The organism is Pseudoalteromonas sp. MMG022 (assembly GCF_021654245.1).
In the GTDB taxonomy this organism is placed as follows: domain Bacteria; phylum Pseudomonadota; class Gammaproteobacteria; order Enterobacterales; family Alteromonadaceae; genus Pseudoalteromonas; species Pseudoalteromonas amylolytica.
In genome coordinates this window covers 41,025-66,852 of record NZ_JAKFZQ010000011.1, presented here as the reverse complement: position 1 = coordinate 66,852, position 25,828 = coordinate 41,025, and the positions used below count along the sequence as shown (strand labels likewise).

General features: G+C 42.3%; 24 protein-coding genes. 15 read left to right on the top strand and 9 right to left on the bottom strand.

Going from position 1 to position 25,828, the window contains the following annotated elements; all coding sequences use genetic code 11:
- Positions 1–172 precede the first annotated feature (172 nt).
- The 4 genes from L1070_RS11685 to L1070_RS11670 all read right to left on the bottom strand — a co-directional run bounded on the left by L1070_RS11685 (position 173) and on the right by L1070_RS11670 (position 6,521).
- Entirely contained in the window at positions 173–1,195 is a 1,023-nt protein-coding gene (locus tag L1070_RS11685; protein ID WP_237125678.1) for an HD domain-containing phosphohydrolase, read from the bottom strand.
- Complete coding sequence (locus tag L1070_RS11680; protein WP_237125677.1) at positions 1,196–4,885, bottom strand: response regulator; 3,690 nt, start codon at positions 4,883–4,885, stop codon at positions 1,196–1,198.
- A 162-nt stretch (positions 4,886–5,047) separates the two neighbouring features.
- On the bottom strand, positions 5,048–5,710 hold the full coding sequence (locus L1070_RS11675) for a DUF2987 domain-containing protein (RefSeq protein WP_237125676.1): 663 nt from the start codon (positions 5,708–5,710) through the stop codon (positions 5,048–5,050).
- Complete coding sequence (locus L1070_RS11670; protein WP_237125675.1) at positions 5,700–6,521, bottom strand: glucosaminidase domain-containing protein; 822 nt, start codon at positions 6,519–6,521, stop codon at positions 5,700–5,702. The genes L1070_RS11675 and L1070_RS11670 overlap by 11 nt, the downstream gene beginning before the upstream one ends.
- 214 nt (positions 6,522–6,735) lie before the next feature.
- On the opposite strand from L1070_RS11670, the gene L1070_RS11665 reads away from it, so the two are divergent.
- Complete coding sequence (locus tag L1070_RS11665; RefSeq protein ID WP_237125674.1) at positions 6,736–8,025, top strand: anti-phage deoxyguanosine triphosphatase; 1,290 nt, start codon at positions 6,736–6,738, stop codon at positions 8,023–8,025.
- An 85-nt stretch (positions 8,026–8,110) separates the two neighbouring features.
- On the opposite strand, the gene L1070_RS11660 is transcribed toward L1070_RS11665, so the two are convergent.
- On the bottom strand, positions 8,111–8,545 hold the full coding sequence (locus tag L1070_RS11660) for an exonuclease III (protein ID WP_070987151.1): 435 nt from the start codon (positions 8,543–8,545) through the stop codon (positions 8,111–8,113).
- A 446-nt stretch (positions 8,546–8,991) separates the two neighbouring features.
- Between L1070_RS11660 and L1070_RS11655 the strand changes: the two genes are divergently transcribed.
- The 5 genes from L1070_RS11655 to rlmA all read left to right on the top strand — a co-directional run bounded on the left by L1070_RS11655 (position 8,992) and on the right by rlmA (position 13,064).
- Positions 8,992–9,432 (top strand): phosphate ABC transporter substrate-binding protein, encoded by a 441-nt coding sequence (locus tag L1070_RS11655; RefSeq protein WP_070987109.1) that lies wholly within the window; start codon positions 8,992–8,994, stop codon positions 9,430–9,432.
- A gap of 14 nt (positions 9,433–9,446) precedes the next feature.
- Positions 9,447–10,583: a porin gene (locus L1070_RS11650; RefSeq protein WP_237125673.1), complete on the top strand. Its 1,137-nt coding sequence runs from the start codon at positions 9,447–9,449 to the stop codon at positions 10,581–10,583.
- 242 nt (positions 10,584–10,825) lie between these two features.
- On the top strand, positions 10,826–11,635 hold the full coding sequence (xthA, locus tag L1070_RS11645; protein ID WP_237125672.1) for an exodeoxyribonuclease III: 810 nt from the start codon (positions 10,826–10,828) through the stop codon (positions 11,633–11,635).
- Between the two features lie 2 nt (positions 11,636–11,637).
- Positions 11,638–12,264 carry an energy-coupling factor ABC transporter permease gene (locus L1070_RS11640; protein WP_237125671.1) on the top strand — a complete coding sequence of 209 codons (627 nt, stop codon included), beginning with the start codon at positions 11,638–11,640 and terminating at the stop codon, positions 12,262–12,264.
- Positions 12,261–13,064, top strand: a complete 804-nt coding sequence (gene rlmA / locus L1070_RS11635) for a 23S rRNA (guanine(745)-N(1))-methyltransferase (RefSeq protein ID WP_237125670.1) — start codon at positions 12,261–12,263, stop codon at positions 13,062–13,064. Before L1070_RS11640 ends, rlmA begins: the two co-directional genes overlap by 4 nt.
- Positions 13,065–13,074: 10 nt before the next feature.
- Here the strand turns inward: rlmA and yfbV are convergent, their stop codons facing one another.
- Entirely contained in the window at positions 13,075–13,521 is a 447-nt protein-coding gene (gene yfbV / locus L1070_RS11630) for a terminus macrodomain insulation protein YfbV (RefSeq protein WP_237125669.1), read from the bottom strand.
- Between the two features lie 150 nt (positions 13,522–13,671).
- Between yfbV and L1070_RS11625 the strand changes: the two genes are divergently transcribed.
- The 7 genes from L1070_RS11625 (at position 13,672) to L1070_RS11595 (ending at position 20,187) form a co-directional block, all read left to right on the top strand.
- Positions 13,672–14,868 carry an acetate kinase gene (locus L1070_RS11625; protein ID WP_237125668.1) on the top strand — a complete coding sequence of 399 codons (1,197 nt, stop codon included), beginning with the start codon at positions 13,672–13,674 and terminating at the stop codon, positions 14,866–14,868.
- Between the two features lies 1 nt (position 14,869).
- Positions 14,870–17,026 (top strand): phosphate acetyltransferase, encoded by a 2,157-nt coding sequence (pta, locus tag L1070_RS11620; RefSeq protein WP_237125667.1) that lies wholly within the window; start codon positions 14,870–14,872, stop codon positions 17,024–17,026.
- Positions 17,027–17,112: 86 nt separating this feature from the next.
- On the top strand, positions 17,113–17,493 hold the full coding sequence (locus tag L1070_RS11615; RefSeq protein WP_237125666.1) for an ACT domain-containing protein: 381 nt from the start codon (positions 17,113–17,115) through the stop codon (positions 17,491–17,493).
- Positions 17,493–17,999, top strand: coding sequence for a PTS glucose transporter subunit IIA (locus tag L1070_RS11610; protein WP_083330604.1), 507 nt, complete (start codon positions 17,493–17,495; stop codon positions 17,997–17,999). The genes L1070_RS11615 and L1070_RS11610 overlap by 1 nt, the downstream gene beginning before the upstream one ends.
- 14 nt (positions 18,000–18,013) lie before the next feature.
- On the top strand, positions 18,014–18,361 hold the full coding sequence (locus L1070_RS11605) for an ArsC family reductase (RefSeq protein WP_237125665.1): 348 nt from the start codon (positions 18,014–18,016) through the stop codon (positions 18,359–18,361).
- Complete coding sequence (gene dapE / locus L1070_RS11600; RefSeq protein ID WP_237125664.1) at positions 18,358–19,500, top strand: succinyl-diaminopimelate desuccinylase; 1,143 nt, start codon at positions 18,358–18,360, stop codon at positions 19,498–19,500. The genes L1070_RS11605 and dapE overlap by 4 nt, the downstream gene beginning before the upstream one ends.
- Before the next feature lie 9 nt (positions 19,501–19,509).
- On the top strand, positions 19,510–20,187 hold the full coding sequence (locus L1070_RS11595; RefSeq protein WP_237125663.1) for a M15 family metallopeptidase: 678 nt from the start codon (positions 19,510–19,512) through the stop codon (positions 20,185–20,187).
- A 42-nt stretch (positions 20,188–20,229) separates the two neighbouring features.
- On the opposite strand, the gene L1070_RS11590 is transcribed toward L1070_RS11595, so the two are convergent.
- Positions 20,230–21,447, bottom strand: a complete 1,218-nt coding sequence (locus tag L1070_RS11590; protein WP_070987121.1) for a pyridoxal phosphate-dependent aminotransferase — start codon at positions 21,445–21,447, stop codon at positions 20,230–20,232.
- Between the two features lie 90 nt (positions 21,448–21,537).
- A complete protein-coding gene (locus L1070_RS11585; protein WP_070987122.1) occupies positions 21,538–21,882 on the bottom strand; it encodes an Hpt domain-containing protein in 345 nt (114 codons plus the stop codon).
- Positions 21,883–21,996: 114 nt separating this feature from the next.
- Here L1070_RS11585 and L1070_RS11580 point away from each other — a divergent pair, with 114 nt between their 5' ends.
- Positions 21,997–22,581 (top strand): tRNA-uridine aminocarboxypropyltransferase, encoded by a 585-nt coding sequence (locus tag L1070_RS11580; RefSeq protein WP_070987123.1) that lies wholly within the window; start codon positions 21,997–21,999, stop codon positions 22,579–22,581.
- Complete coding sequence (locus L1070_RS11575) at positions 22,578–23,372, top strand: CLCA_X family protein (protein WP_070987124.1); 795 nt, start codon at positions 22,578–22,580, stop codon at positions 23,370–23,372. Before L1070_RS11580 ends, L1070_RS11575 begins: the two co-directional genes overlap by 4 nt.
- On the opposite strand, the gene L1070_RS11570 is transcribed toward L1070_RS11575, so the two are convergent.
- Complete coding sequence (locus tag L1070_RS11570) at positions 23,332–25,806, bottom strand: EAL domain-containing protein (RefSeq protein WP_237125662.1); 2,475 nt, start codon at positions 25,804–25,806, stop codon at positions 23,332–23,334. The genes L1070_RS11575 and L1070_RS11570 overlap by 41 nt on opposite strands.
- Positions 25,807–25,828 lie beyond the last annotated feature (22 nt).

Sequence of the window (25,828 nt, the reverse complement as noted above, 5' to 3'; positions counted from 1 at the left end):
TTCAAGGGCGGTAATTATACGGATTTTTTACGTTTTGAACTAGCTTAATCTCTTTGATCACTCATAAATTGCTATGCTTTTAAAAAAGGTGAGATGTTATCGCGCGTGTATAATGTACGTCATGGGCCCGTGGTAAACACTTTTTTCAGTGTTTACCACGGGTGTTTAAAGATTAGCAAACTTCTTTATCACCACCGCCACTGAGGCGGAGCTCTTCCAAGTCCCACTTGTCTTTTATTTCCAAAACTTCAGGTATCAGACTAAGAAACAGTTCGACGATTTCTCTATCTAAATGATTCAAAGCCATTTCTTGCAGGGTTGAACTGACTTTATCCAGCGGCCATGGGTCTTTGTACGGCCTTTTCATCGTGAGGGCATCAAACACATCAGCAACTGCAACTATCCGAGCCGCCTCGGGGATATCGTGCCCTTTAAGACCTTTTGGATATCCTGATCCGTCCCATTTCTCGTGATGGTACAAGGCGATTTGTGCAGCTAACTTAAAAACAGGATCCTCACTGCGACTTAAAATATCGTAGCCAATTTGTGAGTGACGTTTCATTATTTCCCACTCATTGGCATTTAACTTTCCAGGCTTTTTCAAAATTGCATCGGGAATACCTATCTTTCCAGTGTCATGCATTGGGGCTGCAAGCTCCAATAGCTCAGCACTATTTTCACTCCACCCCAAATGAGTCGCTATAAGCCGAGAGTACGCCGCCATGCGCCATATATGTACCCCTGTATCACTGTCATTGTAATGCCCAGCATCCGCAAGCATAAAAATTGCAGCTCTTTGGCTTGCTTCCAGTTTTGATGCCCTTATCAAAGACAAATGAGTCTTTACTCTCGCTCTTAAAATTACAGACGATATCGGTTTAGAAATATAGTCAACACCGCCCACGTCAAAGCCCTTTTGCTCATCATACTCTCGATCCAGCGAGGTGACAAATATGATAGGAATATGCTCAAGTTCTGGAATTTCCTTAAGTCTAACTGCAAACTCAAAGCCACTCATCCCCTGCATTTCTACATCAGACAGAATCAAAGATGGGCCATGTTTTAGTGCTGCCTCTAACCCTTCTTCACCATTGCGGGCAAATACCAATTTATAAGTATCTTTCAGAGTCTGATGTATTAACGCTAAATTACTCGGCTCATCATCAATACAAAGTATAGGGCTTGAGAATGGCATCTAACTATTCCTTGAGTTTATATACGCTTTAACAATTGTCTCTGCACGGCGAAAATCAAACTCACTTAAACAGGTATTAATACTACCCACAAGCTCATCTGGAAGCAGCTTATCAACCTTATTAAGTGTATTTTCTACTTCATCGGGGTTATCACTTTTAAGTGTTTTGAGCACTCTTTGACAAGCATGTTCTGTTTCATGAGTAAACTCCACCACTTTCAACTTTGACTTTATCTGTCTGTTCTCAGATAAGTAGGCTCTCACTAGTTCAATGGTTTCACCCATGCAAAGTGCTAGTTGTTTCAGCTGCGCTGAATAATCCCTATTACCTACTTGTATAGCTTTCTCTAATTTTGTCGCCTGCTGCCACAGTGGTTTTAATTCCAAAGCGCCTGCTGAGCCTCTAAGCTTGTGGCATAACCGCTTAGCTTCCGTTTTATTGTCTTTGTCCAGTTCATCCGAGATCCGTTGAATATCATTTTCATGATGCTCTAAAAACACGGCTAACTGGCTTTGGTAGCTTTTTTTATCTGACCACTTTTCCAGCCCCAAAATTTCACTAAAATACGGTACATTGAGGTTTTCGTCTTGTTGGTTATCATTTGCTTCCACAACATTATGTTGGTGCTGTTTTTTAGTACAGCGTATAACCGCACCAATGAGTTCCTCAACATCAAATGGTTTTGGTACAAAGTCATTCATACCAGCTTGAATTGCGGCATCCCTATCAGCTTTAAATACCGCCGCAGTCAATGCGATGACAGGGATATCTCTGAGCTCTTTATTTTGTTTGATTTCCCGCGTAGCTGCATAACCATCCATGACAGGCATTTGGACATCCATTAAGATCACATCAAATTTCTTGGGAGCTTTTACTAGTATCGAAAAAGCCATAGAGCCATTTTCAGCCAGCTCCACATGAGCACCTTCACTACTTAAGATATTTTGCGCGACCATACGGTTAATCTCATTATCATCAACCACAAGAATCGTTAATCCCTCTACCCGTTTTGCTTGTGAGCTCACTATGTTATTTTTAATCCCTCCACGGCGATTCTTAATTTCCAGCAAGGTGTTGTATAAGCTAGAGCTTGTCACCGGTTTGGTAATGACCGCATCAATCAATTTGCTTGCTGGGTTGTCATATAATTTTTCTCTATCAGCAGCGTTGACCATTAATATAATCGGGACATCAAAATCTGACATCTGTTCATGAATCGAAGCTGCCACTGATAAGCCATCAATACCGGGCATACGCCAATCAATTAACAATACATCAAACGCTGACCTGCCGCGCTTTTCCAGTTTGTCTAACGCGCCCTTTCCAGATGGAGTCGATTCTGGCCGCCAGCCTAGACTCACCGCAGTGTCCACGATCAAAGATAGCGCTACATCATGATCATCCGCTATGAGAATTCTTTGATGCAACATATGTGGCATGGAGTTGGTGGCAGGATCAGATAGTGGAAACGTGAGTTCAAAGTAAAATTCACTCCCAATACCCTCTTCGCTGAATAGTTGTAAATCCCCACCCATCAGGCTGACTAATTGTTTACTGATGGTCAGGCCAAGGCCCGTGCCACCAAATGTACGGGTAGTCGATACATCTACTTGAGAAAACGCGTTAAAAATCGCTTTTTGTTTCTCTTGTGGAATGCCAACACCGGTATCTCTCACTGAAAAGCGGATCCGCACCTTTTCACTGTGTATATAGCCATTAACCAGTGCCATGCCTACCACTACCTCACCGCGCTTGGTGAACTTCAAGGCGTTGCCTGTTAAATTAATCAGTACTTGACCAAGCCTTAGTGGATCGCCTTTTAAACTCTCAGCACCTTGTGGAATAGCCGACATAATCACTTCGATAGGCTTATCACCCACGGAAGAGGACATAATGTTAGCAACGTTATCCATGACATCAGCCAGTTGAAACGGTACACATTCTATATCTAAGCGGTGTGCCTCGATTTTTGAGAAGTCTAAAATATCATTGATAATACCAAGCAGGTTTTCGCCCGCATGATGGATTTTCTGCACCATATTGAGCACAGTTGGCGATAGTTGCTGTTTTTGTAGCAAATATGTCAAGCCAAGTATGGCATTCATTGGCGTCCTGATTTCATGGCTAATGTTTGCCACAAAGTTACTCTTCGCTTCATTTGCCTCGACCGCTTTTTTGCGAGCCAGCTCTAATTCCTTGGTGCGAACTTTCACCTTATCTTCTAAGGACTCATTCAGCTCGCTCAACAATGACTGAGTTTCTTTTTGTACTCTTATATCTCTAATGATTGCAGCGACACCTATTAATTTTTTACCATACACCATGATTGGCGAGAGCGTAATGGATACATCAATACTGTTAGTTTCTGAATCTTTAGCAACAATATCAAAAGGTTCCATCAATTTTTCGTCTAAGTTTTGTATGCCTTTGAGCGAAATTTTCGAGCAGTCAGGTGGAACAAATAGGTCATAAATTGATTTGTTAATTGCTTCGCCTTCACGAAATCCAAATATTTTTTGCGCTGCATGATTCCAGCTAGTCACAATGCCATTCAAATCCATACTGACTATGGCATCGGAAGACCCCTCAACAATGGCCTCATACTTGTATTTTGCCTCTAGCAAAGCGTTCTTCTTGTTGACACTATTCTGATATACAGCCCCAACCAATACGACAACTAAAGTAAACAACACCACCAACATAATTGTTTTACTTCGTCGATTAGCGACGATTTCTTCCAGCAGCGGCCGTGGCACAGAGACAACCAATTTCAAGAACGTTGGCGCGCCAGAGTATGAGAAGAATAGTTTTTTTTGTAGATACAATATATCTTGCTGTAAAATGGTGTCGTAAGCGACTGAAAACCCGTTGTCAGCGTCTAACGGTTCAAAAAGGTCACTCCACATATTTGAGTTACCGAGATCAGTACCAAAAGTCATCGCCTCGTCAGGGTGGATTTTAAAGTCACCATGATCGTTCAACAGATATAAATCTAGCCCTTTGCTGAGATCCTGTTGTATGTCTTTCAGTAAAACTTCTGCTTTTATATTAATAATGACAAACCCAAAAAAATCTCGTGTTTGATCAAAAACAGGCATAGCAACACGCATTGTAGGCATGTAAGGAAAGTCCAGCTTACCAAACTCCCTGTTCAAGTTTAGATCCGAGATATATAGCTCACCTGGATTAAGCTTGCTAATAGCTTGAAAGTAAGATGTATGGCCTTTGCCCTGTAACCTATTTTGCTCAACAACCGAAACGATGCCATCACGTCGTTCAACACGGACAAGCTCTTTGCCATCATCAGCAGCACCTATGTACCTTAATTGCAGAATATCAGGATTGTTATTGATGTACCCTTTGAAGATAATTTTAAGTCTCGCTATCCATTGCGATTCAACCGTACCATCTAGAGGGTCAATACCATTATTGCCAGCAGCTCGCATAATGCCATTGACAGGAGGAGTAGCATGCAAAAATCGAATTTGTCTTTTCTTGTCATCTAGTTGATTTAAAAGTAAGTTATGCCGTAATGAGAGTTGTTCAGTAAGTTTGTTGTAAAACTCGCTTTTTACCTCCACCTTGGTGTGGCTATCGAGTATAAAAATCAACGCGATTCCTAGTAGCACCACACACGCCACAAACATACCAAGCGCGCGATATCTAAATAACCTTTTAAGTCTACTCATATACTGTAATACGCCGAACATGGTAGGGCCGTCCTTTGATTTATCAGCCTCTGTAAGGTTTAGCAGAAAGAGCTTAGCCTTGCCATTGTTCGGTTCAATTCTAGTGTTGATATAAAAGAATATTTGGCTCAACGGACGTTGAGCCAAGAATAGATGCCGTTGCTATTTACTGATCCATGGAGTGACTTGAGCAATGTCAACCGGTGTATTGGGACTGTTGAACATCTGCGAGTTCTCTTGCCATGCTTCATTGACCTCAAAAGTACAGCTCGATTGAGCACATTGAACTTGTGGATCATCAAAAGTCACAGGCCGTGAGAATGTGATCTTCACCCCCTTTTGTTCAGGCAGTAAAAAGCCCATTAACTTGCTGACAAAAAATCCTGATAGGTCCGAAAGCAGTTCGTTAAATTCGCTATGAAGTTGATAGATGTCCGCTTTATTTAAGTTCTTTGCGCTAAAATGGTCAGCTTCAATTTGGAACTTTAATTGGCAGTCATGATTTGGGTTTTCCGGCTCAATAACAACAACCGCTTTATCTTTATCAAGTTGCTTGTCGTAAGGTAACAGCAATTGTGCCTGATTCGTGTAGGTCAGTGGTGACGAAGAATTTTCAGTAACGATTTCACCCTTTTTCACTTTACAAGGTTCAAGTGTCGCAATATCTACAATATAAAAATTAACACGAGCAAACTCAAAGTTACCCTTCTCAACGACTTTTAACCGATCATAGAATCCATCGTAAGACACCACAAATTCCTTTGCATTTGCAGAGCCCCCAACAAAGGCAAGTAAAGTTAATAGTACAAAACAACTATTCTTCATCAAAATAATCCTTGTTATGGCGGATCATATCATTGAGTTCTTCTACGTAAGCATCACCGCGCTCTGAATAAGCAACGAGTCCCTGAGTCAATAAAGTCGCTTCAATAGGCAGCTTATTAGCCCTAAGCTCAGCTCGCTTTTCACGCAATTGACGATAAGCATCATGTGTATTGATATTTCTAAAATATGATTTCACTGCTGCACGTACTGACTGGAATGCGGCGACTTCATGCGCAGCTTCATCATTTCTGTCCCTTGGCACCATGCCGCACCCTTTTTTGTAGCACCATTGCCCAAAAAAGTTTAAACCTATTCTAGCAAATCGAGAGGTTCCCCAAGCCGATTCATTAGCAGCCTGCATCAGTGCTAGTTCTCTTGGAATAATATCTACATGTTTGAGCGCTTCTTGTACACTTTCTACAGTAAACTGTTCGTCATCTAGCCGATAGTAAGCAAAAATATTGTTAAGCTTTTTTGTTTGTGCTTTAGTTAGCGCTTCATCCATTTGCAGCATCATCAAGGCTATTTCTAACGTTGCGCGTTGCTGTCTAATTTTCGTATTTTCAGCAATAACATGGGGCTTTATGAAATCAAAAAAGCGTTGTTTTTTCTCTTTCACATCCGTAATACTACTAAAATCTGGCAGCTTTACGGTGTGTAATGGCTTTTCCACAACTTTTGGAACACTCGGCTTTTTAGGTTTAATTGTCTGCTCTGAGGTCAGTGGATAAGTTGTTTCATACAAAAACGGATAGCTCAATGCCCAAACCGACACTAAAAATATAACTAATTGAATAACTCTGACTTGCATGTGTGTCCTCTGTGTTAGTGTGCCAGTCTTATCCATTCGTTAGACTGTAAGTTTTAGAACTAGCTTGCTAGTATCGGTATACAAGCACACAACTCTTTATTTTTTACGTAATAAATTGGCCCCGCATTATACTTAAAGTAACAATTAAACGCGAATTACAGTTCGCTCATCGTCTTTAAGTATAGCAGTCTACTATTCATTGTACGGAGCAACCATGCAAACAGTTTGGCAGCAAAGATTGTCAGAACAACATAAGCACCGACCAAATGACAATCGCTCACCGTGGCAGGTGGACAGGTCAAGAATTATTCACGCCGCCGCATTTAGGCGCTTACAAGCAAAAACTCAAATTATGAGCATCGGCGTAAATGATTTTTATCGAACACGCCTGACCCACTCTTTGGAAGTTTCACAAATTGGCAGCGGTTTATTAAGACATCTAAGAATTGCCAATCCAGAGTTTGAGCACTTTCCATCAACCAGTTTAATAGAAACGCTTTGTCTTGCGCACGATATTGGCCACCCTCCATTTGGCCATGGTGGAGAAACGGCACTGAATTATCTGATGAGAGATTACGGCGGTTTTGAAGGGAATGCGCAAACCCTCAGAATTGTGTCTAAGTTGGAACCATACAGCAAAGGATATGGTATGAACCTGACACGCCGAACCTTGCTAGGGTTTGTGAAATACCCAGCTATTATCGATCAATTGTGGTTCAATAAACCCAGTCACGACCCCAGTCAACGCTTCATTAAAGCCAATGACTGGCTGCCTGCGAAAGGGGTATACCATTGCGATAGCGACGTATTTAATTGGATCATAGAACCGTTTACAGACTCAGACAAAGCGCTTCTGCAACAACATCAGGTTATCGACCAATATCGCTGTAAAACCCTATTCAAATCTTTGGACTGTGCAATTATGGAGCTCGCGGATGATATTGCCTATGCCGTGCATGACCTTGAAGATGCGATTGCGACAGATACGTTAACCTTAGCAGATTGGACACTCTATGCGGAGCCTAAGCTGATAGCGCTTAGCTCACCTTGGTTAAAGCAAAATTTGACGCGGCTGACGCAACGGTTGTTCTCTCAAGACGAAGCCTATCGTAAAGATGCAATTGGAGAACTGGTAAACCTATTTATTGTAAACAGCGCATTAAATATTCAAAACCCAGATTTTGAATCACCACTGCTTCGCTACAAGGTCACCTTAGATAACGAGTTTGCGGACATTTTGAGTATTCTAAAAATATTTGTCTTTGAAAGATTGATAAGAGAGCCAAAAATGCAACAAATAGAGTTTAGTGGGCAAAATCTACTCATTGACTTATTCAGTGCATTGGCGAGCGATCCAATGCGCTTATTGCCTTACACAACTCAGGAGCAATATCAAAACACGAATACGACCAACGAAAAAATGAGAGTGTTGGCTGATTATTTAAGTGGAATGACAGATGAATATGCTCGGCGAACTCATAAACGACTATTCGCCAGTGAATAAAAAAACGCCAGGTATTTTACCTAGCGTTTTTATATTGTTGCCAACGTCAGGTAAAACCTGAGCATTTGCCAACGCATCAATAAGATTAGATAGCGGCTTTACCGTACTGTTTAACAAATTCTCTAACAGGTAAGTTATTACAACGTAGGCTGCGAGCTTTGTGACCGTGAATAGCAATACTGGCAACACCGTTTTTAGCAGCCTTAATACACAGCTCTGTTTCTGTAGAGGCTGTTTTAGCTACAAGCGCCACAGCTGTATCTTGCGTCTGTGCTTTGGCAAGAGCTGCTTGTTTGGCGATGTCGCGTACATCTTCACCATTACATACTAATGTTTTTGAAAAGCGAGAGATATTGATACCGTATTTCTGTGCTTCCGTACGTGCGGCACTGAGTCCTTGTTGGGCTGCTATCACACAAACTTTTGATTCTGGTGATGCGTTTGCAGCTGAATATTCAACCTGAGCAGACACAGAAGTAATGGTAGAAAGTGCAACAACTAAAGATAATGACTTAAACATAATATACCCAATATGAACGAATTTGCGCGCATTATATAGCCAATATATATCTTGTAAATGATATACGTATTCTTTTTTGCTCATTTAATAGACTATTTACATCTATGTAAAACGTTCAGCTAGTCACGCTAACAACTGTTCATATTTTTACAAGTCCAGCCTAACTATTAACCTTTCCTCGCGAAGCTGAATACCACATTTTTAGGCCTGCTTTTGAAGGTGTTGATGCCACTTTGGCATACAAAAACCTAAAATAGGCACATACTGTGATAACTAAAAACAGGCTAAACAGCCATATCAGCCCAATGAAATCTTAAAAATGCGAAGGTTTTAAAATTTACTTTTTAGCTACAAATACTTGCAAAGCCCTAAACGAAAGCTACTTTTAATTTGTAATAGCAAATTACTTGCTTACAACTCTTTGCAAATCACATAAGGAACACACTATGTTACTGTCCACCAAAAGTATGACGTGGAAAGTTGTTCTTGCAGTATCCACGCTTAGTTTATTTTCTTTGTCTAAAGCATCCGCTGAAGTGTCCATAATCGTTCACCCAAGCAACACATCAACATTTGATCAGGAAACAATTAAAAAGATCTTTCTTGGCAAAACCAAATCATTTACCAATGGCCGCTCTGCAATTTTGATAAGCGCCAGTGCGAGTGACCCAGCTAGTGATGAGTTCAATACCAAAGTGATAGGTAAATCGAGTAGCCAAGTAAAGGCTTATTGGTCAAAAATTTTATTCACGGGTAAAGGGACCCCTCCTCAAGAAATGGACTCCAGCAAAGATGTGATATCTGCCGTGTCTTCAAACCCAGATGCAATCGGTTATGTCGACGCAAGTGCTACGACCGACTCGGTCAAAGTTGTCGCAACATTTTAGGTAGGAGTAAACATATGAAAACTTTATTAGCCGTGACTTCCGGCATTACGATGCTGATATCATCATCAGCGCTCGCCGACATGCGTATCAGTGGCTATGGCTCAATCATAGCGGGTAAAACTTTAGGAACGGTGGATGACCCGCTTAACCCAGGGCAAACACGTGACGAAATACTTACCGCTGACTTTTATGATGTTGGCCAGTACGACAACGACATCACCATCAAAGCCGAGTCAATCTTTGCCGTTCAAGCCGTTATGGATCTCGCTGAGAATTTCTCTGTGACCGCACAGCTGGTTGCCAAAGGTGTTGATGATTTTGAACCTGAGTTTGATTGGTACTATGTGACTTATCAAGCAACTGAAAACCTTACTCTGATGGCTGGGCGTCGTAATATTCCCATGTACTATTTTTCAGAGTTTTCTGAAGTCGGCTATGCCTATCCGTGGATGAGACCTCCATCAAATCTGTATTGGTGGCAAGTTACTCAGTTCAATGGCGTACATGCTATGTATGACTTTGAACTCGGCGGCTATTCCAATACCTTAACTTTCTTCTACGGCAATGAATACTCTGACGACAATGTTGAAATGCTCTATTATGACAAGTTATACGGTGGAAGTGCGCGTACAGTTAATGAATATTGGACCGATATTACTGGTATGAACTGGAATATCTCAGGGGATAGCTTCGACTTACGATTTGTGTATTTCCAGAATGACCGCGATAGAGAAACCATTCAGCAAGACGGTAGTATCGACCCCTATACGCCATTCTCGCAAACTTTTGTCGGACTTGGCGGCAATATTTCGTTAGATAAGTTTACCTTGTTATTTGACTGGAACTTTGTGGAATACGATGATGCGGTTGGCACTGAGTTCCCAACATATCTTGTGTCTTTAGTTTACAACTGGGATGATTATCAACCTTACATTTCCTACTCAAAAGCGGATCACGAACGCACTAATGTTCCCACCGAAGACTTAGAAGAACACTATGTTTTAAGTTATGGCTTACGCTACAACTTTTTACCTACTGCGGCGTTCAAAATACAGTACGATAAATTTGTAGACCAAGGTCATGCGCCGAGTGGATGGGCTTATCATGGTGATGCACGCGCAATCAGTATGGGCGTGGATTTTGTTTTCTAAACTTGGTACTCACTCATGGTATCAGCTTTTGCTGATATCATGAGTTATCAGCTCTTTATCATTTCAATAACGTAACCTACTTTCTATGACCTGAACCGTTTAGCTCGCTGTAAATGAGTGATATCATTTTAACGTTGATTCTTTGCTGTCAATTGCCCGACGCTTTACTAAACATTGCACTCTCCATGGCGATAAAGGACAAGGCAGCTACTGCATAGTGAAAATAAGGTTACGAAAATAACATGAAAATCATCTCTTTTAATATCAATGGACTTCGAGCTCGGATCCACCAGCTACAAGCCATGATTGATAAACACCAGCCAGACATCATTGGTTTACAAGAAATCAAAGTCCATGATGAAGCCTTTCCACTAGATGAAGTACAAGCGCTGGGCTATCACGTGTACTTTCATGGCCAAAAGGCACACTATGGCGTAGCTTTGCTATCTAAAATGCCAGCCAAACATATCCAAAAAGGGTTTACCACTGACACAGAAGAGTCACAAAAACGTATGATCATCGGTACTTTTGAAAGCGACTCTGGTAAAGAAGTGACAGTTATGAATGGTTACTTCCCACAGGGTGATAATATTAGCCACGAGACGAAATTCCCTTATAAACGCCAGTTTTATGCTGATCTAATGACTCACCTCAACACTCACTACGATAAAGAACAAGCGGTTGTAGTAATGGGAGACATCAATATCTCACCCACAGATCTAGATATCGGCATTGGTGAAGCCAATCGTAAACGCTGGTTAAAAACCGGCAAGTGCTCGTTCCAACCTGAAGAACGTCAATGGTTAGAAACACTGTTATCTTGGGGATTAAAAGATACATTTAGAGAGCTAAAGCCTGAAGATACCCAGCAGTACTCGTGGTTCGACTACCGTTCTCGTGGCTTTGACGACAATCGCGGGCTTCGTATTGATGTCATTTTAGCCACAGAGTCATTGATGGCCCACTGTGTTGAAAGCGATATTGACTATGAACTACGTGGTATTGATAAACCTTCTGATCACGCGCCAATTTGGGCCACATTTGAAATTTAAACATGCTGCTAACCATGTTCACGGCGGCTGTTTTTGCCGCCACCTTAAACAGGCACACCTATCAAACGCTACTTAAGCGCCCTGCACGTCAAACTGGCGTGTTTGCCTGCGCATTATGCTTAGCACTTATCTGGCAAATCCAAGCCGGCATTCTAGAGCATCTTAACATTCATATACTTGGTATCACCGCTGCTACCTTAGTCATGGGTTGGCGTTTAGCCGCATTATGCGCTTTACTTGCAAGTCTGCTGCTGCTTTATTTCACAGATTTACCCGTTAATCAATTAGCTGAATTTTTACTGTTTAGCGCGTTAATCCCCATCTACTTAAGCTATGCGCTTTACCTGCTGTGTTATCAATTTTTACCCAGACATTTTTTCGTCTATATTTTTGTATGCGCATTTCTGTGTGCTGGCTTTGTTGGCGCCGCGAAAATTCTTATCAGCGGAGGTTACTTTTACTTACTTGGCCTGTATGATCTGCCCACATTACTAGATAACTACATGTTTTATTCTGTGATTATGTGGTTCCCAGAAGCCATGCTAAACGGCATGGTGATCACATTACTTATCACCTACCGACCTCATAGGGTGAAAACATTTTACGACCAGGAATACTTAAACAAATGACACTATTGTACCGATGCCCATTGTGTTTGGAGCCTCTAAAGCAAACTCAGAACAGTTTGTGCTGTGCAAAGCGCCACCAGTTCGATTTCGCCAAAGAAGGCTACGTCAACCTGCTTCCTGTGCAGAACAAAAAGTCCAAGCAACCTGGCGACAATCTGCAAATGGTACAAGCCAGAAGAGCGTTTTTTGCCACTGATCATTACGTATTTTTAAGACAAAAGCTCGTCGAGATCATCGCAAAACAAGCACCTAAGACTATGATTGATCTTGGCTGTGGAGAAGGCTTTTACACCCATGCCATCGCAGATGCCATTGATGCACAAGTATATGGTATAGATATTTCGAAGGCCGCGGTTAAGTACGCAGCGAAAAGGTATAAAAACGTTCACTTTGGCGTGGCCTCAATTAAGCAAACGCCGTTTTCTAACCACTGCGCCGATGTACTGTTAAGTGTCTTTGCCCCCATTTTTACACAAGAGCTTCAGCGCCTATGCAATGACAACGGAACCTTAATCATCGTCAGCCCAGGGCCAAAACATTTATTTGAATTAAAACAATACATCTACGATGATGTGCAGCTACATGAGGTGGTAGAAACGCCACACGGCTTTGCATTACAGGAGCACACGTTATTAGAAGTGCAGCAACAGATTGATACTGATGTGTTAGAGCACTTGATACAAATGACGCCATTTGCTTGGAAGTTTAAAGACAGTCATTATGATGCTTTGCGCAGCGCCAAAACACACGCCATTACACTGTCTTTCTACATCAGTGAGTTTAAAAAAGTGGATAATTAGCAGTTCTGACTTAGAACTGCTCTTTGGTAAATGCCTTGTCCATTTTGTTGAACATATCAGACAACAGCTTCGCCAACTCTCTATATCTTGGCTTTCTTGAGGTTGAAGGCGCGTCATACCCGTTAGCAACCATTTTGTGATACAGCTCGTTGTACCAACTATTTAGCGATGGGTTCAACGGGGTATCACAACGCTTACCTAACCAAAGCAGACCTTGCACGGGCAATGATAGGAAAAACAATGCCGCCGCTATCGCCTGTGGTAAATACTGTGCACCCAGCTGACTTGTCTGAAAAAACACGGTAAAAATTGCCAATATCGGCATCACTGTCAACGACAATTCGGTTGCCTTTATCACCCTGTATTCTGCAAATATTGGCGCAAGCTCTTTGCGCATGGGCCACTCCTTTGCATATTGGCGTCCAAGCTGCACTTGTGTAATAAGACTATTTTGCATCATCACTCCTAGGTGCTAACTTTAAAGTAAAAATTCAGGTAAAATTATCATTAATAAGTCAATTATACCTTTGTCTAGCGTGTCGCTTATTGGCCACTATGCTTTAAGCTTAATACGCGTTTACTGTTATTGTCAAAACGGAAAGTCATTATGTCATCTTCCCATGTTCTCGTTTTAAACTGTGGTAGTTCAAGCCTTAAGTTTGCCATTATTGATATTCACTCCGGCTCAGAAGTACTTTCAGGGTTGGCTGAGTGTTTAGCTGAACAGCAACCACTTATCAAATACAAATACGATGGCGAAAAACAAACGATCACCCTCAGTGCCGGTGATGCGCATCAAGTGGCTATCACTCGGTTAGTAGAACTGGTCAAACACCTTAATTTAGACAAACAATTGATAGCCGTCGGTCACCGCGTAGTACATGGCGGTGAACATTTTACACACTCTGTTCGTATCACACCTGAAGTCATTGAAGCTATCAAGCAAACCAGTGCCTTAGCTCCGTTACATAACCCCGCAAACTTATTAGGCATTGAAGCCGCTCAAACCGCGTTTGCTGCCTTACCACAAGTTGCCGTATTTGACACAGCATTTCATCAGAGCATGGAACCAACAGCATTTTTGTATGCTCTACCCTACTCTTTATACAAAGAGCATGGTATTCGCCGTTATGGTTTTCATGGTACTAGTCATTATTATGTATCGACCCAAGCACACAAGATTTTAGGCCTAGATAAAGATAATTCACGAATTGTCAGTGCTCATCTAGGTAATGGCTGCTCCGTGACGGCCATCAAAAAGGGTCTTTCTGTCGACACCAGTATGGGCCTAACACCACTTGAAGGCCTGATGATGGGCACCCGAAGTGGTGATATTGACCCCGGTATCTTCGCATTTTTAGTGAACCAACTAAAATACTCTCCGACACAGGTAGACTTGCTGTTAAATAAGCAAAGTGGCTTGCTTGGTATTAGTGAATTGTCGAACGATTGTAGAACCATAGAAGAGGCTGCAGCCCAAGGTCATGAGCAAGCGCAATTGGCTTTGGATATTTTCTGCTATCGACTTGCCAAACAGATTGCCGCTTTCGCGGTACCACTTGGTGGTCTAGATACCCTAATCTTCACCGGTGGCATTGGCGAAAATTCCGATGAGATCCGTCGCAAGGTGGTTTCTCAACTCGGGTTCTTAGGCCTTACACTCGACGATGAAAAAAATCTCGCCGCACGCTTTGGTCAACTGGGCATAATAACTACTACAAATAGTCCATGCGCAGTTGTTATCCCAACCAATGAAGAATGGGTTATTGCCACTGATGCAGCAACCATAGCACAGGAGCAATAGTATGGGACGTCGTATTATGCTGATCCCCGTTTCAACGGGTGTAGGCTTAACTTCCGTATCAGTTGGCCTAGTCAGAGCATTAGAGCAAAAAGCTGTAAAAGTTAACTTTTTCAAGCCCATTGCTCAACCGCGTAAAGACGAACATGGACCTGAAAAGTCAACAGTGATCGTTCGCCAAGGATCTGCTGTGAACCCACCTACCCCCTTTGAGCTGAGTTATGCTGAACAAATGATAGGGGATGGAAAAGGAGATGATTTACTTGAGGAGATTGTTGAGCGTTTTGAGAGCGCAATACAAGATGATGAAGTTGCAGTTATCGAAGGAATGGTGCCCACACGCTTGCAGCCCTATGCAGGAAGAGTCAACCGAGAAATAGCGCAAACCTTGGGTGCCGATATCGTGTTTGTACTCACCCCTGGAAACGACAGCAATGAACAACTTGAAGACCGCCTTGAAATTGCAGCGGGAAATTATGGCACCGTAAACCACAACCGTGTGTTGGGTTGTATTTTCAATAAAGTCAATGCGCCGTTAGATGAACAAGGCCGCGCACGTGCTGATCTTGTTGATCAACACAACCCCGACGAACTCGAAAACGAAATGCATCGTCTTGCATCACTTCCTATTTTTCGAAAGCATCCGTTTATGCTGCTCGGCTGCATCCCTTGGGATTTCGATCTTGTTGCACCACGCGTTATCGATTTATCCAACTACCTCAAGGCTGAAGTAATTAATGCCGGCGACATGGAGCATAGACGTTTGCGCCGAGTTACTTTTTGTGCTCGAACAGTATCAAACATACTCAACCATTTTACACCTGGGGCGCTGCTAGTTACCCCAGGAGATCGTTCAGACGTATTAGTTGCAGCGTGTTTATCCGCTATGAATGGGACCAAATTAGGTGCCATTCTACTCACCGGTGGCTTTAAGCCAGAGCCGCGCATCATGACTCTGTGCGAGCAAGCTATGGAAACTGGACTGCCAATTTTAGCCACAACTGCGGATACTTGGCGTACATCGCTGCTGCTACATAACTTCAACATGGAAGTGCCCAGTGACGATGATCAACGTATTGATAAGGTCAAACAGCATAATGCAGATCATATCGACTCTGACTGGCTATATGAACTGGCCGTTGGCGTTGCAAGAACGCGTAAGCTGTCTCCACCAGCGTTTCGCTACTTGTTAACAGATCTAGCAAGAAAAGCCAATAAAACCATTGTACTGCCAGAAGGAAATGAGCCGAGAACGATTAAGGCTGCAGCAATTTGCGGAGAGCGAGGTATAGCCAAAACGGTATTATTGGGCGAACGCGAAGAAATAGAACGTATTGCAGCACAACAAGGTGTTGAACTAAACGAGAATGTGACCATTTTAGAGCCACAAAATCATCTCGATAATTATGTCGCGCCTATGGTTGAATTACGTAAAGGAAAAGGCCTTACAGAAGTGGTTGCACAAGAGCAGCTACAAGACAATGTGGTATTAGGCACTATGATGTTGGCACTTGATGAAGTAGATGGTTTAGTCTCAGGCGCTGTACACACTACCGCCAATACCATTCGTCCGCCACTGCAATTGATAAAAACTGCGCCCGGCTCATCTTTGGTAAGCTCGGTTTTTTTCATGTTGCTGCCAGATCAAGTACTGGTATACGGAGATTGCGCAATTAACCCTGACCCTACGGCGGAGCAGTTGGCAGATATTGCAATTCAGTCAGCCGAGTCAGCTGCTGCATTTGGTATTGAGCCGCGTGTTGCAATGATAAGCTACAGCACAGGTACCTCCGGTCATGGTGCTGATGTAGATAAGGTGCGTGAAGCGACAAAAATTGCGCAACACAAAAGACCAGATCTCGATATCGATGGTCCACTGCAATATGACGCAGCAATTATGGAAAATGTCGCAAAGAAAAAGGCACCGAACAGCAAGGTTGCAGGCAAAGCAACAGTTTTTGTATTTCCAGATCTCAATACCGGTAACACGACATACAAAGCGGTGCAAAGAAGTGCCGATCTAATTAGTATTGGACCGATGTTACAAGGAATGAGAAAGCCTGTGAATGATTTAAGCCGTGGAGCACTGGTTGACGACATAGTTTACACCATTGCGCTTACCGCAATTCAAGCTCAGCAAATAGCTGATCAGCAACAATAATAGTAACGATGCCAAGAGTTAATAGGGTTCGCTTTCTTAACTCTTGGCTATACTATCTAGATAAAGTTATTGGATAGAGGTAGAGCATGTCAAAACAAACGCTGCAATTGCTCAGCCATAAATTTACCATTCACAGCCTAGATAGTGATGCGGCTATTCCTACGCAGGTAGTTAATGCCAATATATTTTTCATCGCCAAAACTGAAGATGAGTTATCCATTGTATGCCCCAGTAGTATCAAAGTTGATAGCTTTGCAGCAGAAGATGACTGGCGAGCTTTAGAGGTGCTTGGCCCACTTGGGTTCTCGCTGACTGGGATCATGGCCAATATATCGGGGGTACTTGCTAAGGCCCATATCTCTATTTTTTCGTTGTCTACCTACGATACAGATTATATTCTAGTAAAAGAGCAACAAATCAATGACGCCATTAAAGCACTCAAAAAAGATGGATACCTAGTTCTATAATGCAGTTTTCTACTCCTGTTGAATATGCCCCAATTACGACCATTAGTAACCCGTTAATGCATTTAGCCAGCCCATTTACGGGTAAAGTGCTCCCGTTACTGTCTCATCCAGACCCCCTATTTGCCAAAGGTATGCTCGGAAGAGGGGTTTGCGTAGACATGAGCAGCAACAAGGTGTGCTCCCCTGTAACCGGCACTATTGAGAGAATTAAACGCAAAGGCAGCGAATTTATTATTGTTGCCAATAACGGGCTCAAACTATTGGTGCACATTCAGTTGCCTCCTGAAGACAACACAATGGAACGTCAACCAATCAACGCGTTCGGCAAGGAGCATGTTGAGCAAGGTGAAATACTTGCTTACTTCGATTTATCTGACCCCCATGCAAGAATGTTAGGTACGCTTATTGTACTCAATGCAGACAAACTCGGACCATGTTATTATCCCTTAAAACAAGTGAATGCAGGGCAAGATCCTTTACTCACTATCACTAAGAAACAACCATAGAAAGGCCTTAAGTAATGACCACCATGTACGGCATTCCTAATTGCGACACCATAAAAAAAGCCAAAAAATTACTCTCTGACAATCACATTGAATTCACCTTTCATGACTATCGAAAAGATGGCATTAGCCCTGAGCTTATCGACATATTCTTCAAACATCTTGGCTGGGAAAATGTCCTCAACAAGCGCGGTACAACTTATCGTACACTAAGTGACGAGCAAAAAAAGAATCTAAATGAGCAAAATGCCAAGCAACTTTTGCTTGATGCGCCAGCCATGATTAAGCGTCCAATCATTCTACATAACGATAATTACCACCTCGGCTTTAAAAAAGAACAGTACTTAGAGATTTTTTCAATATGAGTCAACACCGTTGCAGTGACGTCATCAAACTTGCACAAGCGCTCATCCAGCGTCCCTCTGTTACGCCCGAAGACGCTGGCTGCCAAGCGCTTATTAACCGAAGGCTGGCGGCTATAGGGTTTAACATTGAAGAACACTTCTTCGTCGATACCCTAAACACTTGGGCAAGAAAAGGTAACTCAGGCACACATTTTTGCTTTGCAGGCCACACTGATGTTGTCCCTACCGGTGATGAATCTGCATGGGACTATGCTCCATTTGATGGTCAAATCCATAATGGCATGCTTCATGGCCGTGGTGCTGCAGATATGAAAGGCTCATTAGCAGCGATGATTGTTGCCACTGAACGTTTTGTTGAAAAGCACCCAAATCATAAAGGTTCAATATCATTTTTGATCACTTCAGATGAAGAAGGCCCCTTTATCAATGGCACCACACGTGTGATTGATTTACTCGAAGCACGGGGAGAAAAAATCGATATGTGTCTGGTTGGTGAACCCTCGTCAAGACACCAACTAGGAGATGTGGTCAAGAATGGACGACGAGGCTCATTAACAGGCCATTTGACTGTCAAAGGCAAGCAAGGACATGTTGCCTACCCTCACCTTGCAGACAACCCGATTCATAAAGTCGCCCCAGCTCTTGCGCAGTTGAGCGAAACAGTATGGGATAACGGTAATGAATATTTCCCAGCAACCAGCTTTCAAATATCCAATATTCAAGGCGGTACGGGGGCGGGTAATGTCATTCCAGGCACAGTGTATGTGCAATTCAACTTCCGTTTTAGTACGCAAGTTACTGCCGATGAGTTACAGCACAAAGTAGCAGAGATTTTGCAAAACCATGGACTGGATTATGAGCTTAATTGGATTGTTAATGGCTTGCCTTTTCTGACCGAGCCAGGTCAGTTATTGGATGTGACGCTCAGTGCTATTGAGGAAGTTACGGGTATAGAGAGCACGCCTGAAACCTCCGGGGGGACTTCGGATGGACGCTTCATCGCGCAAACAGGTTGTAAAGTCATTGAGCTTGGGCCTATTAACGCCACCATTCATCAGCTCAATGAATGTGTAAGTATTCAAGATCTAGAAAACTTAGCGCTCATTTACGAACGTATTTTAGAGAAGTTATTAACATAAAGGTGACCGATGGATTTGTCTCTTATCGCCTGTGGGCTCAGTGAAATACACCTAACTGACTGGCGCGCTAAACCAGTGCACAAAAGCATCATCGCTGATCTAACAGCACTGGCTAATGCTTCTAAACAAGCAGGGTTTGACCTTACAATAGCCTCAGCGTTTCGTAACTTTCAACGTCAAGCGACCATTTGGAATAGTAAGTTTTTAGGCCAGCGACCTGTGTACGACATCAATAACTGTGAAGTGAAACTCGCAACGCTAAGCGAAATCGAAAAGTGTAAAGCCATTATGTTGTTTTCAGCACTGCCCGGTGCTAGCCGCCACCATTTTGGCAGTGATTTAGATATCTATGCTAAAAACTGCCTTAATAGCGAACAGTCTCTACAACTGGCTCCATGGGAGTATCAAAGTGGCGGACCTTTTTCAGAATTTAGCGCTTGGCTTGATGAAAACCTAACAGATTTTGGTTTTTTCAAGCCGTATGCAACGTACAATGGCGGTGTGGCGCAAGAGCCATGGCATATTAGTCATATCACAACCTCTGAACAGTTGGAACAGCACCAAAATATCGATGCAATCGCCGATGCGATTAGCCAGCACGATATCTTGGGCAAGCAAACTATTTTAGTGAATCTAAAAAGTTTACATGAGCAGTTTGTTACCAATATAATCAAAGTGCAACTGTAATAGGTACAAGTACAGCCTTAAAGGCTGTACTTGTTGAGAATTTTAAGACTGGCGATAGCCATCAAAGAATCTTTGCATACGAACCATTGCAGGCTCTAACTCATCTTTATGTGGTAAAAATACCAATCTAAAATGATCAGGCTCCGGCCAATGAAATGCTCGGCCATGAACCAATAAGATTCTTTCTTCTCGTAACAGGTCCAACATTAACTTTTCATCGTTCTTAACATTGAACTTGGCTGTGTCTATTTTGGCAAATGCGTACAATGCCCCTTTAGGTTTAACGCACGACACACCATCTATTTTATTCAGCCCTTGATATGCTATGTCTCTTTGTTCATAAAGCCTACCACCAGGTTCTATCAACGCATCAATAGACTGTACGCCGCCTAGCGCCTGCTGTATCGCAAACTGGGCAGGTACGTTGGCACACAAACGCATGGAAGCGAGTATATCTAAACCTGTTATCAAGTCAGCCATATCACTGACTTTACCACTTAAGATCATCCATCCCATACGCAGACCCGCGGCACGGTAGTTTTTAGCCAGGCCATTAAAAGTGATGACAGGCAAATCATCACATAAAGAGGCTATCGGGATGTGTTTAGCGTCGTCATATAGGATTTTTTCGTAGATTTCATCGCTGAGTAGCAGCAACTGATGTTCACGAGCAATATCAATCAACCCTTGTAACAATGCCTTGTCATATACCGCACCGGTGGGGTTATTAGGATTGATCAAAAGTAAGGCTTTGGTTTTGTTCGTTACTTTTTTTCTAATATCTTCTAAATCAGGGAACCAATCTTGCTCCTCATCACAACGATAATGAACAGGTGTACCGCCCGCTAATTTAACTGAAGCAGTCCATAACGGATAATCTGGTGATGGGATCAGTACCTCATCGCCATTGTTAAGCAATGCCTGTGTGGTCATTTGGATTAATTCACTGACGCCATTACCGATATAGATATTGTCTACGCTAATATTTGGCAATGACATTTGCTGATAATGTTGATACACCGCTACGCGAGCAGAATACAAACCTTTTGAATCACAATAGCCTTGTGCAGAGTACAAGTTACGAATGATGTCACGGTGCATATCTTCTGGCATATCAAAACCAAAAGCGGCTGGATTACCAACGTTTAGCTTAAGCACCTTAAGCCCGTCTTCTTCCATTTTCTTTGCTTGGCTTAGCACCGGCCCGCGGATGTCGTAACAGACCCCATGTAATTTATTACTTTTTGATATTTTAGACATTTATCCCCCCATTTCCAACGCCTAGCATAGCCTAAAGTTGACTATGAAAACTAGAGGGATAAACAAAGATAAAACAAGAATTTTAAAATTTTAAGGATGCATTGATAGCCACTGTAATAACTGTGACTTAGAGCCTAAAACTTGCTCCGAAATTTGCTCCATATTTTCGCTTACGGTAACATCATCACCTTTCATTAGTCCTTGCTCGATAGCTCTGGCGGTACTGCTCAAACTGGTTGCCCCAAACTGCGCAGCATTAGACTTTAAGCTATGGGCGTGACGGATAGCCTCCTGTCTATCAGAATTCAGTGCAAGTTTTAGATCATTTTCCAGCCTCTCAAACTCACTGCAACAGAAAACTAATGTATCTTCGAACTGCTCTCCAAGAAGCGACTGCATATTTTCCAATGCGCTGCTATCTATACTTACATTCATAAAGTTCCCTTCTCGCGGTTGTTAATACCTATGCTAGACAATTCAGTTCATGTTAGCAAAACAAATTGATATTTATGATAAGATTTAGCTAAGGTTTTTGTTTTAGAACATACAATGAAAAGAAATTTTTGCTCAAAGTGTCGCTACCCTGTAAAAACGTGTGTGTGTAAGTACGTATCCTCTACCGTACATTCACGAACACAAATAATTGTTTTACAGCACCCAGACGAAGCCAACTTAGCAAAAAACACGGCGCGCCTATTACAACTGCAACTAGGCAATATACAGCTCTATGTTGGACAAGACTTTCAACAACTAAAGGCGTTAACATGCAACCAGCATTGCGCCTTACTGTATCCCAATGAGCATGCAGTCACGGTACAACAAATACAGCAGCTACCCAAGCTTGATATATTATTCGTAATAGACGGAACTTGGAAAAAAGCACATAAGATATTGGCATTAAATGCATGGTTACTAGACCTACAAGCAGTTACATTTAATGTGATCCCAGTTAATCAATATCGTATTCGCAAGGCAGAGCAACCCCATAGTCTCTCGACACTTGAATCTGTCTCTTTATTTCTCAACCAATATGAGGGCATTGACCAGCGACCGTTGCTGAGTTTACTAAACGGAATGATCACTGAACAAACCAAACTTATGCCCACTCATGTTAAAGCTAGATATGATTTATGAGTCGTATACCGCGCCTAACAGATGGTTTTGTAAGACTTGGCCCAGATTACCGCTTTGATGATCAAACTGATTTTCAAGAAATAAAAGACACCTTTGGCTTTTGTACTATCACTGTCGGCAGTTGGGTGACGCCTTCAGAACAGCGCATCAGTGCTAACCTTGTCTACGATGCATTAGCTGATTTAGCACAAATTCTAGCAATTCCACCATGGGTAATAGGTCTAAATGGTACCTTGAATTTTGCGTTTGGTGCGGGAGGCCAAAAAGGTGTGCAAGCGCACTACGCGCCATCATCAAGAACACTTGCTTTAGCTAAAAATGCCGGAGCGGGAGCCCTTGCCCATGAATGGTGGCACGCATTCGATCACTATATCTGTAAAAAGCTCTTTGCGGACACCAATGCTCTATCATTCGCTTCAAGCCTTTGGCTACAGACGCCAATAACCAATCGGCATCCTATAAACCTACATCTAGATAAATTTTTTAAACTCATCTTTTTAGACGATACGGGCAGCAAACCTAGCGAGTATTTCCTAAATGCCAAATCGCTCGACAACCAATATGAACAATTTTATTTCAGCCGCCCTCAAGAGCTCAGTGCAAGGGCATTTGAAGCATGTATATCTAGTAACGCTAAAATTCGCAATGATTTCTTGGTCAGTGGTGTTCAAAATAGTAAACTCGCAAGCCAAGGAGGTTTTCCGGAGTCAACGCATTTATCCTTGCTATGCGACACCATTTTTAGCTACTTCAGCGTGCTAGGTAATGCTTTACATCATCGCTCTGACTAACTCTATACAACCAATCTAAATAATCCTCGTAAGCCATCGGCTTTGCAATAAAATAGCCTTGACCAAAGTCACAACCATAATGCGCTAACCTCGCATAGCTTTCTATGCTTTCCACCCCTTCAGCAACAACCTTAAGACCTAAGCTATGCGCCATATCGGACATCGCTTTTGCAATCGTCTGATTGCTAGATGACGTCTCAATATCCATAACAAACTGCTTGTCGATTTTTAGCTCATCGAAGCCAACTCGGCTTAAATAAGCTAATGATGAATACCCAGTTCCAAAGTCATCTATCGCTAACTTAACCCCAACGCTACGATAATCATCTAAAACACTCTTTAAGTTATCTTCGTTGTCGATAGTCACTGACTCAGTGATCTCTAGCACTATTTGTGAAGGGTTTAAATTCAGTTCATTCACCAGTGTGATGAGATGAACAAGCAGCTCTTTTTTAGATAAGTCTTTTCCCGACATATTCAGAGATAGTACATGACCTGGGTACTGCTCAACAAGCTGTTTTTGGTATTTCAGGCCTTTTTCAAACACCATTTCTGTCAATAAGTGAATAAGTCCTGACGACTCTGCAATTGGAATAAATTCATCGGGTGGAACTTGCCCAAGTTTTGGATGAAACCACCTCAGTAAGCCTTCGGCGCCATAGACTTTACCCGTTTTTAAATTAACTTGAGGCTGCAAATATAAGCTAAAACTATCATTATCAATCGCATCTTTTAATGCTGAAGACAACTGCATACGACGTTCAGAGATCACTGAGTTGGCAACATCAAAAATTTGCCACCTGTCACTCTCAAGCGCCTTGGTAGACAAGGCCAACATCGCTCTTTGGATCAATGCATCAGCTGTTTTAGCATGAATCGGAAAGTGCGCTACCCCGATTTCTATTTCATCGACAAGTCGAGTTCCTTTGTATTCAATACCTTCCTCAAAAACCGAAGACAAAATACAAACATACTGTTCAATTTGACTCAGTGATAACTTGCCAATTAGAGTGATGGCAAAAGTCCCATCATCTAGTCTGAAAATTTCAGTTTTTGTACCTTCTGGGACTGCAAGTGTTGCAGCTCCATAGGTATCTAGTTGGGTATAAAGCTTTCCAAACAATTCTTTTAGATGTTTGTTGGCGTTCGCCACACCCAAATTCAAGCGGATCGAATGAATGATTAATGGCCTAAATAGCAGCAAAGTATGATGCGTATTCTTATTGGCCAGTTGTTCTAGGTAAGTGTTTAGTGCAAAACGGTTAGAAAGCCCAGTATCTGGGTCATGTAAGCTGTAAAACAAAAACCGCTCTTTTTGTTTTTTATCTTGCATAAACACGCTAAGCGTCAATAGTACGATGTGGGTAACGACCGCGAGCTTGCTGACACCGAGCATGTGTCCATTGGTCACTATACCTAGCTGCATTCCCACCCACACTATCCCTAGCATAAACATGGGTAACCAAGCCGCACTTACCAACCAGACATCCCGTCCAAAACCTTGTTTTGCTTTGCTATACATTACCGCCAGCACAACCATCGTACCTAAACTGGCTATCGCCTGAAGTTGTACAGACAAGGCCGACCCCATCCCAAAAGACAGAATCGCCATAAAAAGTAAAGTGGCCGCACTTCCCCATACCACATGGTTGAGCAGTTTATTGGTCTGTGAAATAGAAAAATATGATTGGTGATACAGCAAACAAAGAGCACATGCCAAAATTAGCCAGCTGCCATTAAATGACGACACTAACTGGCCTATGCTCGCAGGTATGTAAAAGTAAATACTGCCATTATTTACACTGCATTGAATCGCTAGAAAACACACATATATTGATAATAGCGCGAGGTACTGGCGTCCGCTGAATAATGCCATTATTGCCACTGCCATCGCTATAAAATATAACAAGCCTAATTCAAGGCCATACCAAAACAACCTCGACTGGCTGAGTCTTTTAAACTCTGCTTCCGAGACAATTTGAAAGTCAAACATCACTTTGTATGGAGAGCGCAACTTGATGTAAACCTGAGAGTCTTCACTTGGTGATGGAAAGTTGATGTGGGGAAAAATACTGTGCATTCTGGCAGGAGAAAAGTTGTCGCTGGATATTCGCACCTGATCTAACAGCTTATTTTGTCGCACCAAATACAGTTCAAGCTCACTATTTAAAGGCTTATCAATATATAAAACTTTACGCCCTTCTGATGATTGTTCGCCTGACACATCTACTTTGACCCAAGTAGATACGAGCTTTGAAGCTGTAAGTTCCTTTTCATCTAGCGCAACAAACGATTTGTCGTCTTTTAAAATATCATCAATGGTCTTTTGATTGCTCACATCACTATATGTTGATGTTGGCAACGCAGTGGAAATATTACTAAAGACGATTAAACATAAAAGCGAAGCGACTTGAATAACTTTGCTGGCACCCATCTTAGCTCCTTTAACAATCACC

Coding starts and splice junctions, on each gene's coding strand:
- rlmA (WP_237125670.1), top strand. CDS start 12,261: ATGACACTATTGTACCGATGCCCATTGTGTTTGGAGCCTCTAAAGCAA.
- L1070_RS11615 (WP_237125666.1), top strand. CDS start 17,113: ATGTCAAAACAAACGCTGCAATTGCTCAGCCATAAATTTACCATTCAC.
- L1070_RS11575 (WP_070987124.1), top strand. CDS start 22,578: ATGAGTCGTATACCGCGCCTAACAGATGGTTTTGTAAGACTTGGCCCA.
- L1070_RS11655 (WP_070987109.1), top strand. CDS start 8,992: ATGTTACTGTCCACCAAAAGTATGACGTGGAAAGTTGTTCTTGCAGTA.
- L1070_RS11625 (WP_237125668.1), top strand. CDS start 13,672: ATGTCATCTTCCCATGTTCTCGTTTTAAACTGTGGTAGTTCAAGCCTT.
- L1070_RS11665 (WP_237125674.1), top strand. CDS start 6,736: ATGCAAACAGTTTGGCAGCAAAGATTGTCAGAACAACATAAGCACCGA.
- L1070_RS11685 (WP_237125678.1), bottom strand. CDS start 1,195: ATGCCATTCTCAAGCCCTATACTTTGTATTGATGATGAGCCGAGTAAT.
- L1070_RS11670 (WP_237125675.1), bottom strand. CDS start 6,521: ATGCAAGTCAGAGTTATTCAATTAGTTATATTTTTAGTGTCGGTTTGG.
- L1070_RS11595 (WP_237125663.1), top strand. CDS start 19,510: ATGGATTTGTCTCTTATCGCCTGTGGGCTCAGTGAAATACACCTAACT.
- L1070_RS11675 (WP_237125676.1), bottom strand. CDS start 5,710: ATGAAGAATAGTTGTTTTGTACTATTAACTTTACTTGCCTTTGTTGGG.
- L1070_RS11580 (WP_070987123.1), top strand. CDS start 21,997: ATGAAAAGAAATTTTTGCTCAAAGTGTCGCTACCCTGTAAAAACGTGT.
- L1070_RS11570 (WP_237125662.1), bottom strand. CDS start 25,806: ATGGGTGCCAGCAAAGTTATTCAAGTCGCTTCGCTTTTATGTTTAATC.
- yfbV (WP_237125669.1), bottom strand. CDS start 13,521: ATGCAAAATAGTCTTATTACACAAGTGCAGCTTGGACGCCAATATGCA.
- L1070_RS11660 (WP_070987151.1), bottom strand. CDS start 8,545: ATGTTTAAGTCATTATCTTTAGTTGTTGCACTTTCTACCATTACTTCT.
- L1070_RS11650 (WP_237125673.1), top strand. CDS start 9,447: ATGAAAACTTTATTAGCCGTGACTTCCGGCATTACGATGCTGATATCA.
- L1070_RS11640 (WP_237125671.1), top strand. CDS start 11,638: ATGCTGCTAACCATGTTCACGGCGGCTGTTTTTGCCGCCACCTTAAAC.
- L1070_RS11680 (WP_237125677.1), bottom strand. CDS start 4,885: ATGAGTAGACTTAAAAGGTTATTTAGATATCGCGCGCTTGGTATGTTT.
- pta (WP_237125667.1), top strand. CDS start 14,870: ATGGGACGTCGTATTATGCTGATCCCCGTTTCAACGGGTGTAGGCTTA.
- L1070_RS11610 (WP_083330604.1), top strand. CDS start 17,493: ATGCAGTTTTCTACTCCTGTTGAATATGCCCCAATTACGACCATTAGT.
- xthA (WP_237125672.1), top strand. CDS start 10,826: ATGAAAATCATCTCTTTTAATATCAATGGACTTCGAGCTCGGATCCAC.
- L1070_RS11605 (WP_237125665.1), top strand. CDS start 18,014: ATGACCACCATGTACGGCATTCCTAATTGCGACACCATAAAAAAAGCC.
- L1070_RS11590 (WP_070987121.1), bottom strand. CDS start 21,447: ATGTCTAAAATATCAAAAAGTAATAAATTACATGGGGTCTGTTACGAC.
- dapE (WP_237125664.1), top strand. CDS start 18,358: ATGAGTCAACACCGTTGCAGTGACGTCATCAAACTTGCACAAGCGCTC.
- L1070_RS11585 (WP_070987122.1), bottom strand. CDS start 21,882: ATGAATGTAAGTATAGATAGCAGCGCATTGGAAAATATGCAGTCGCTT.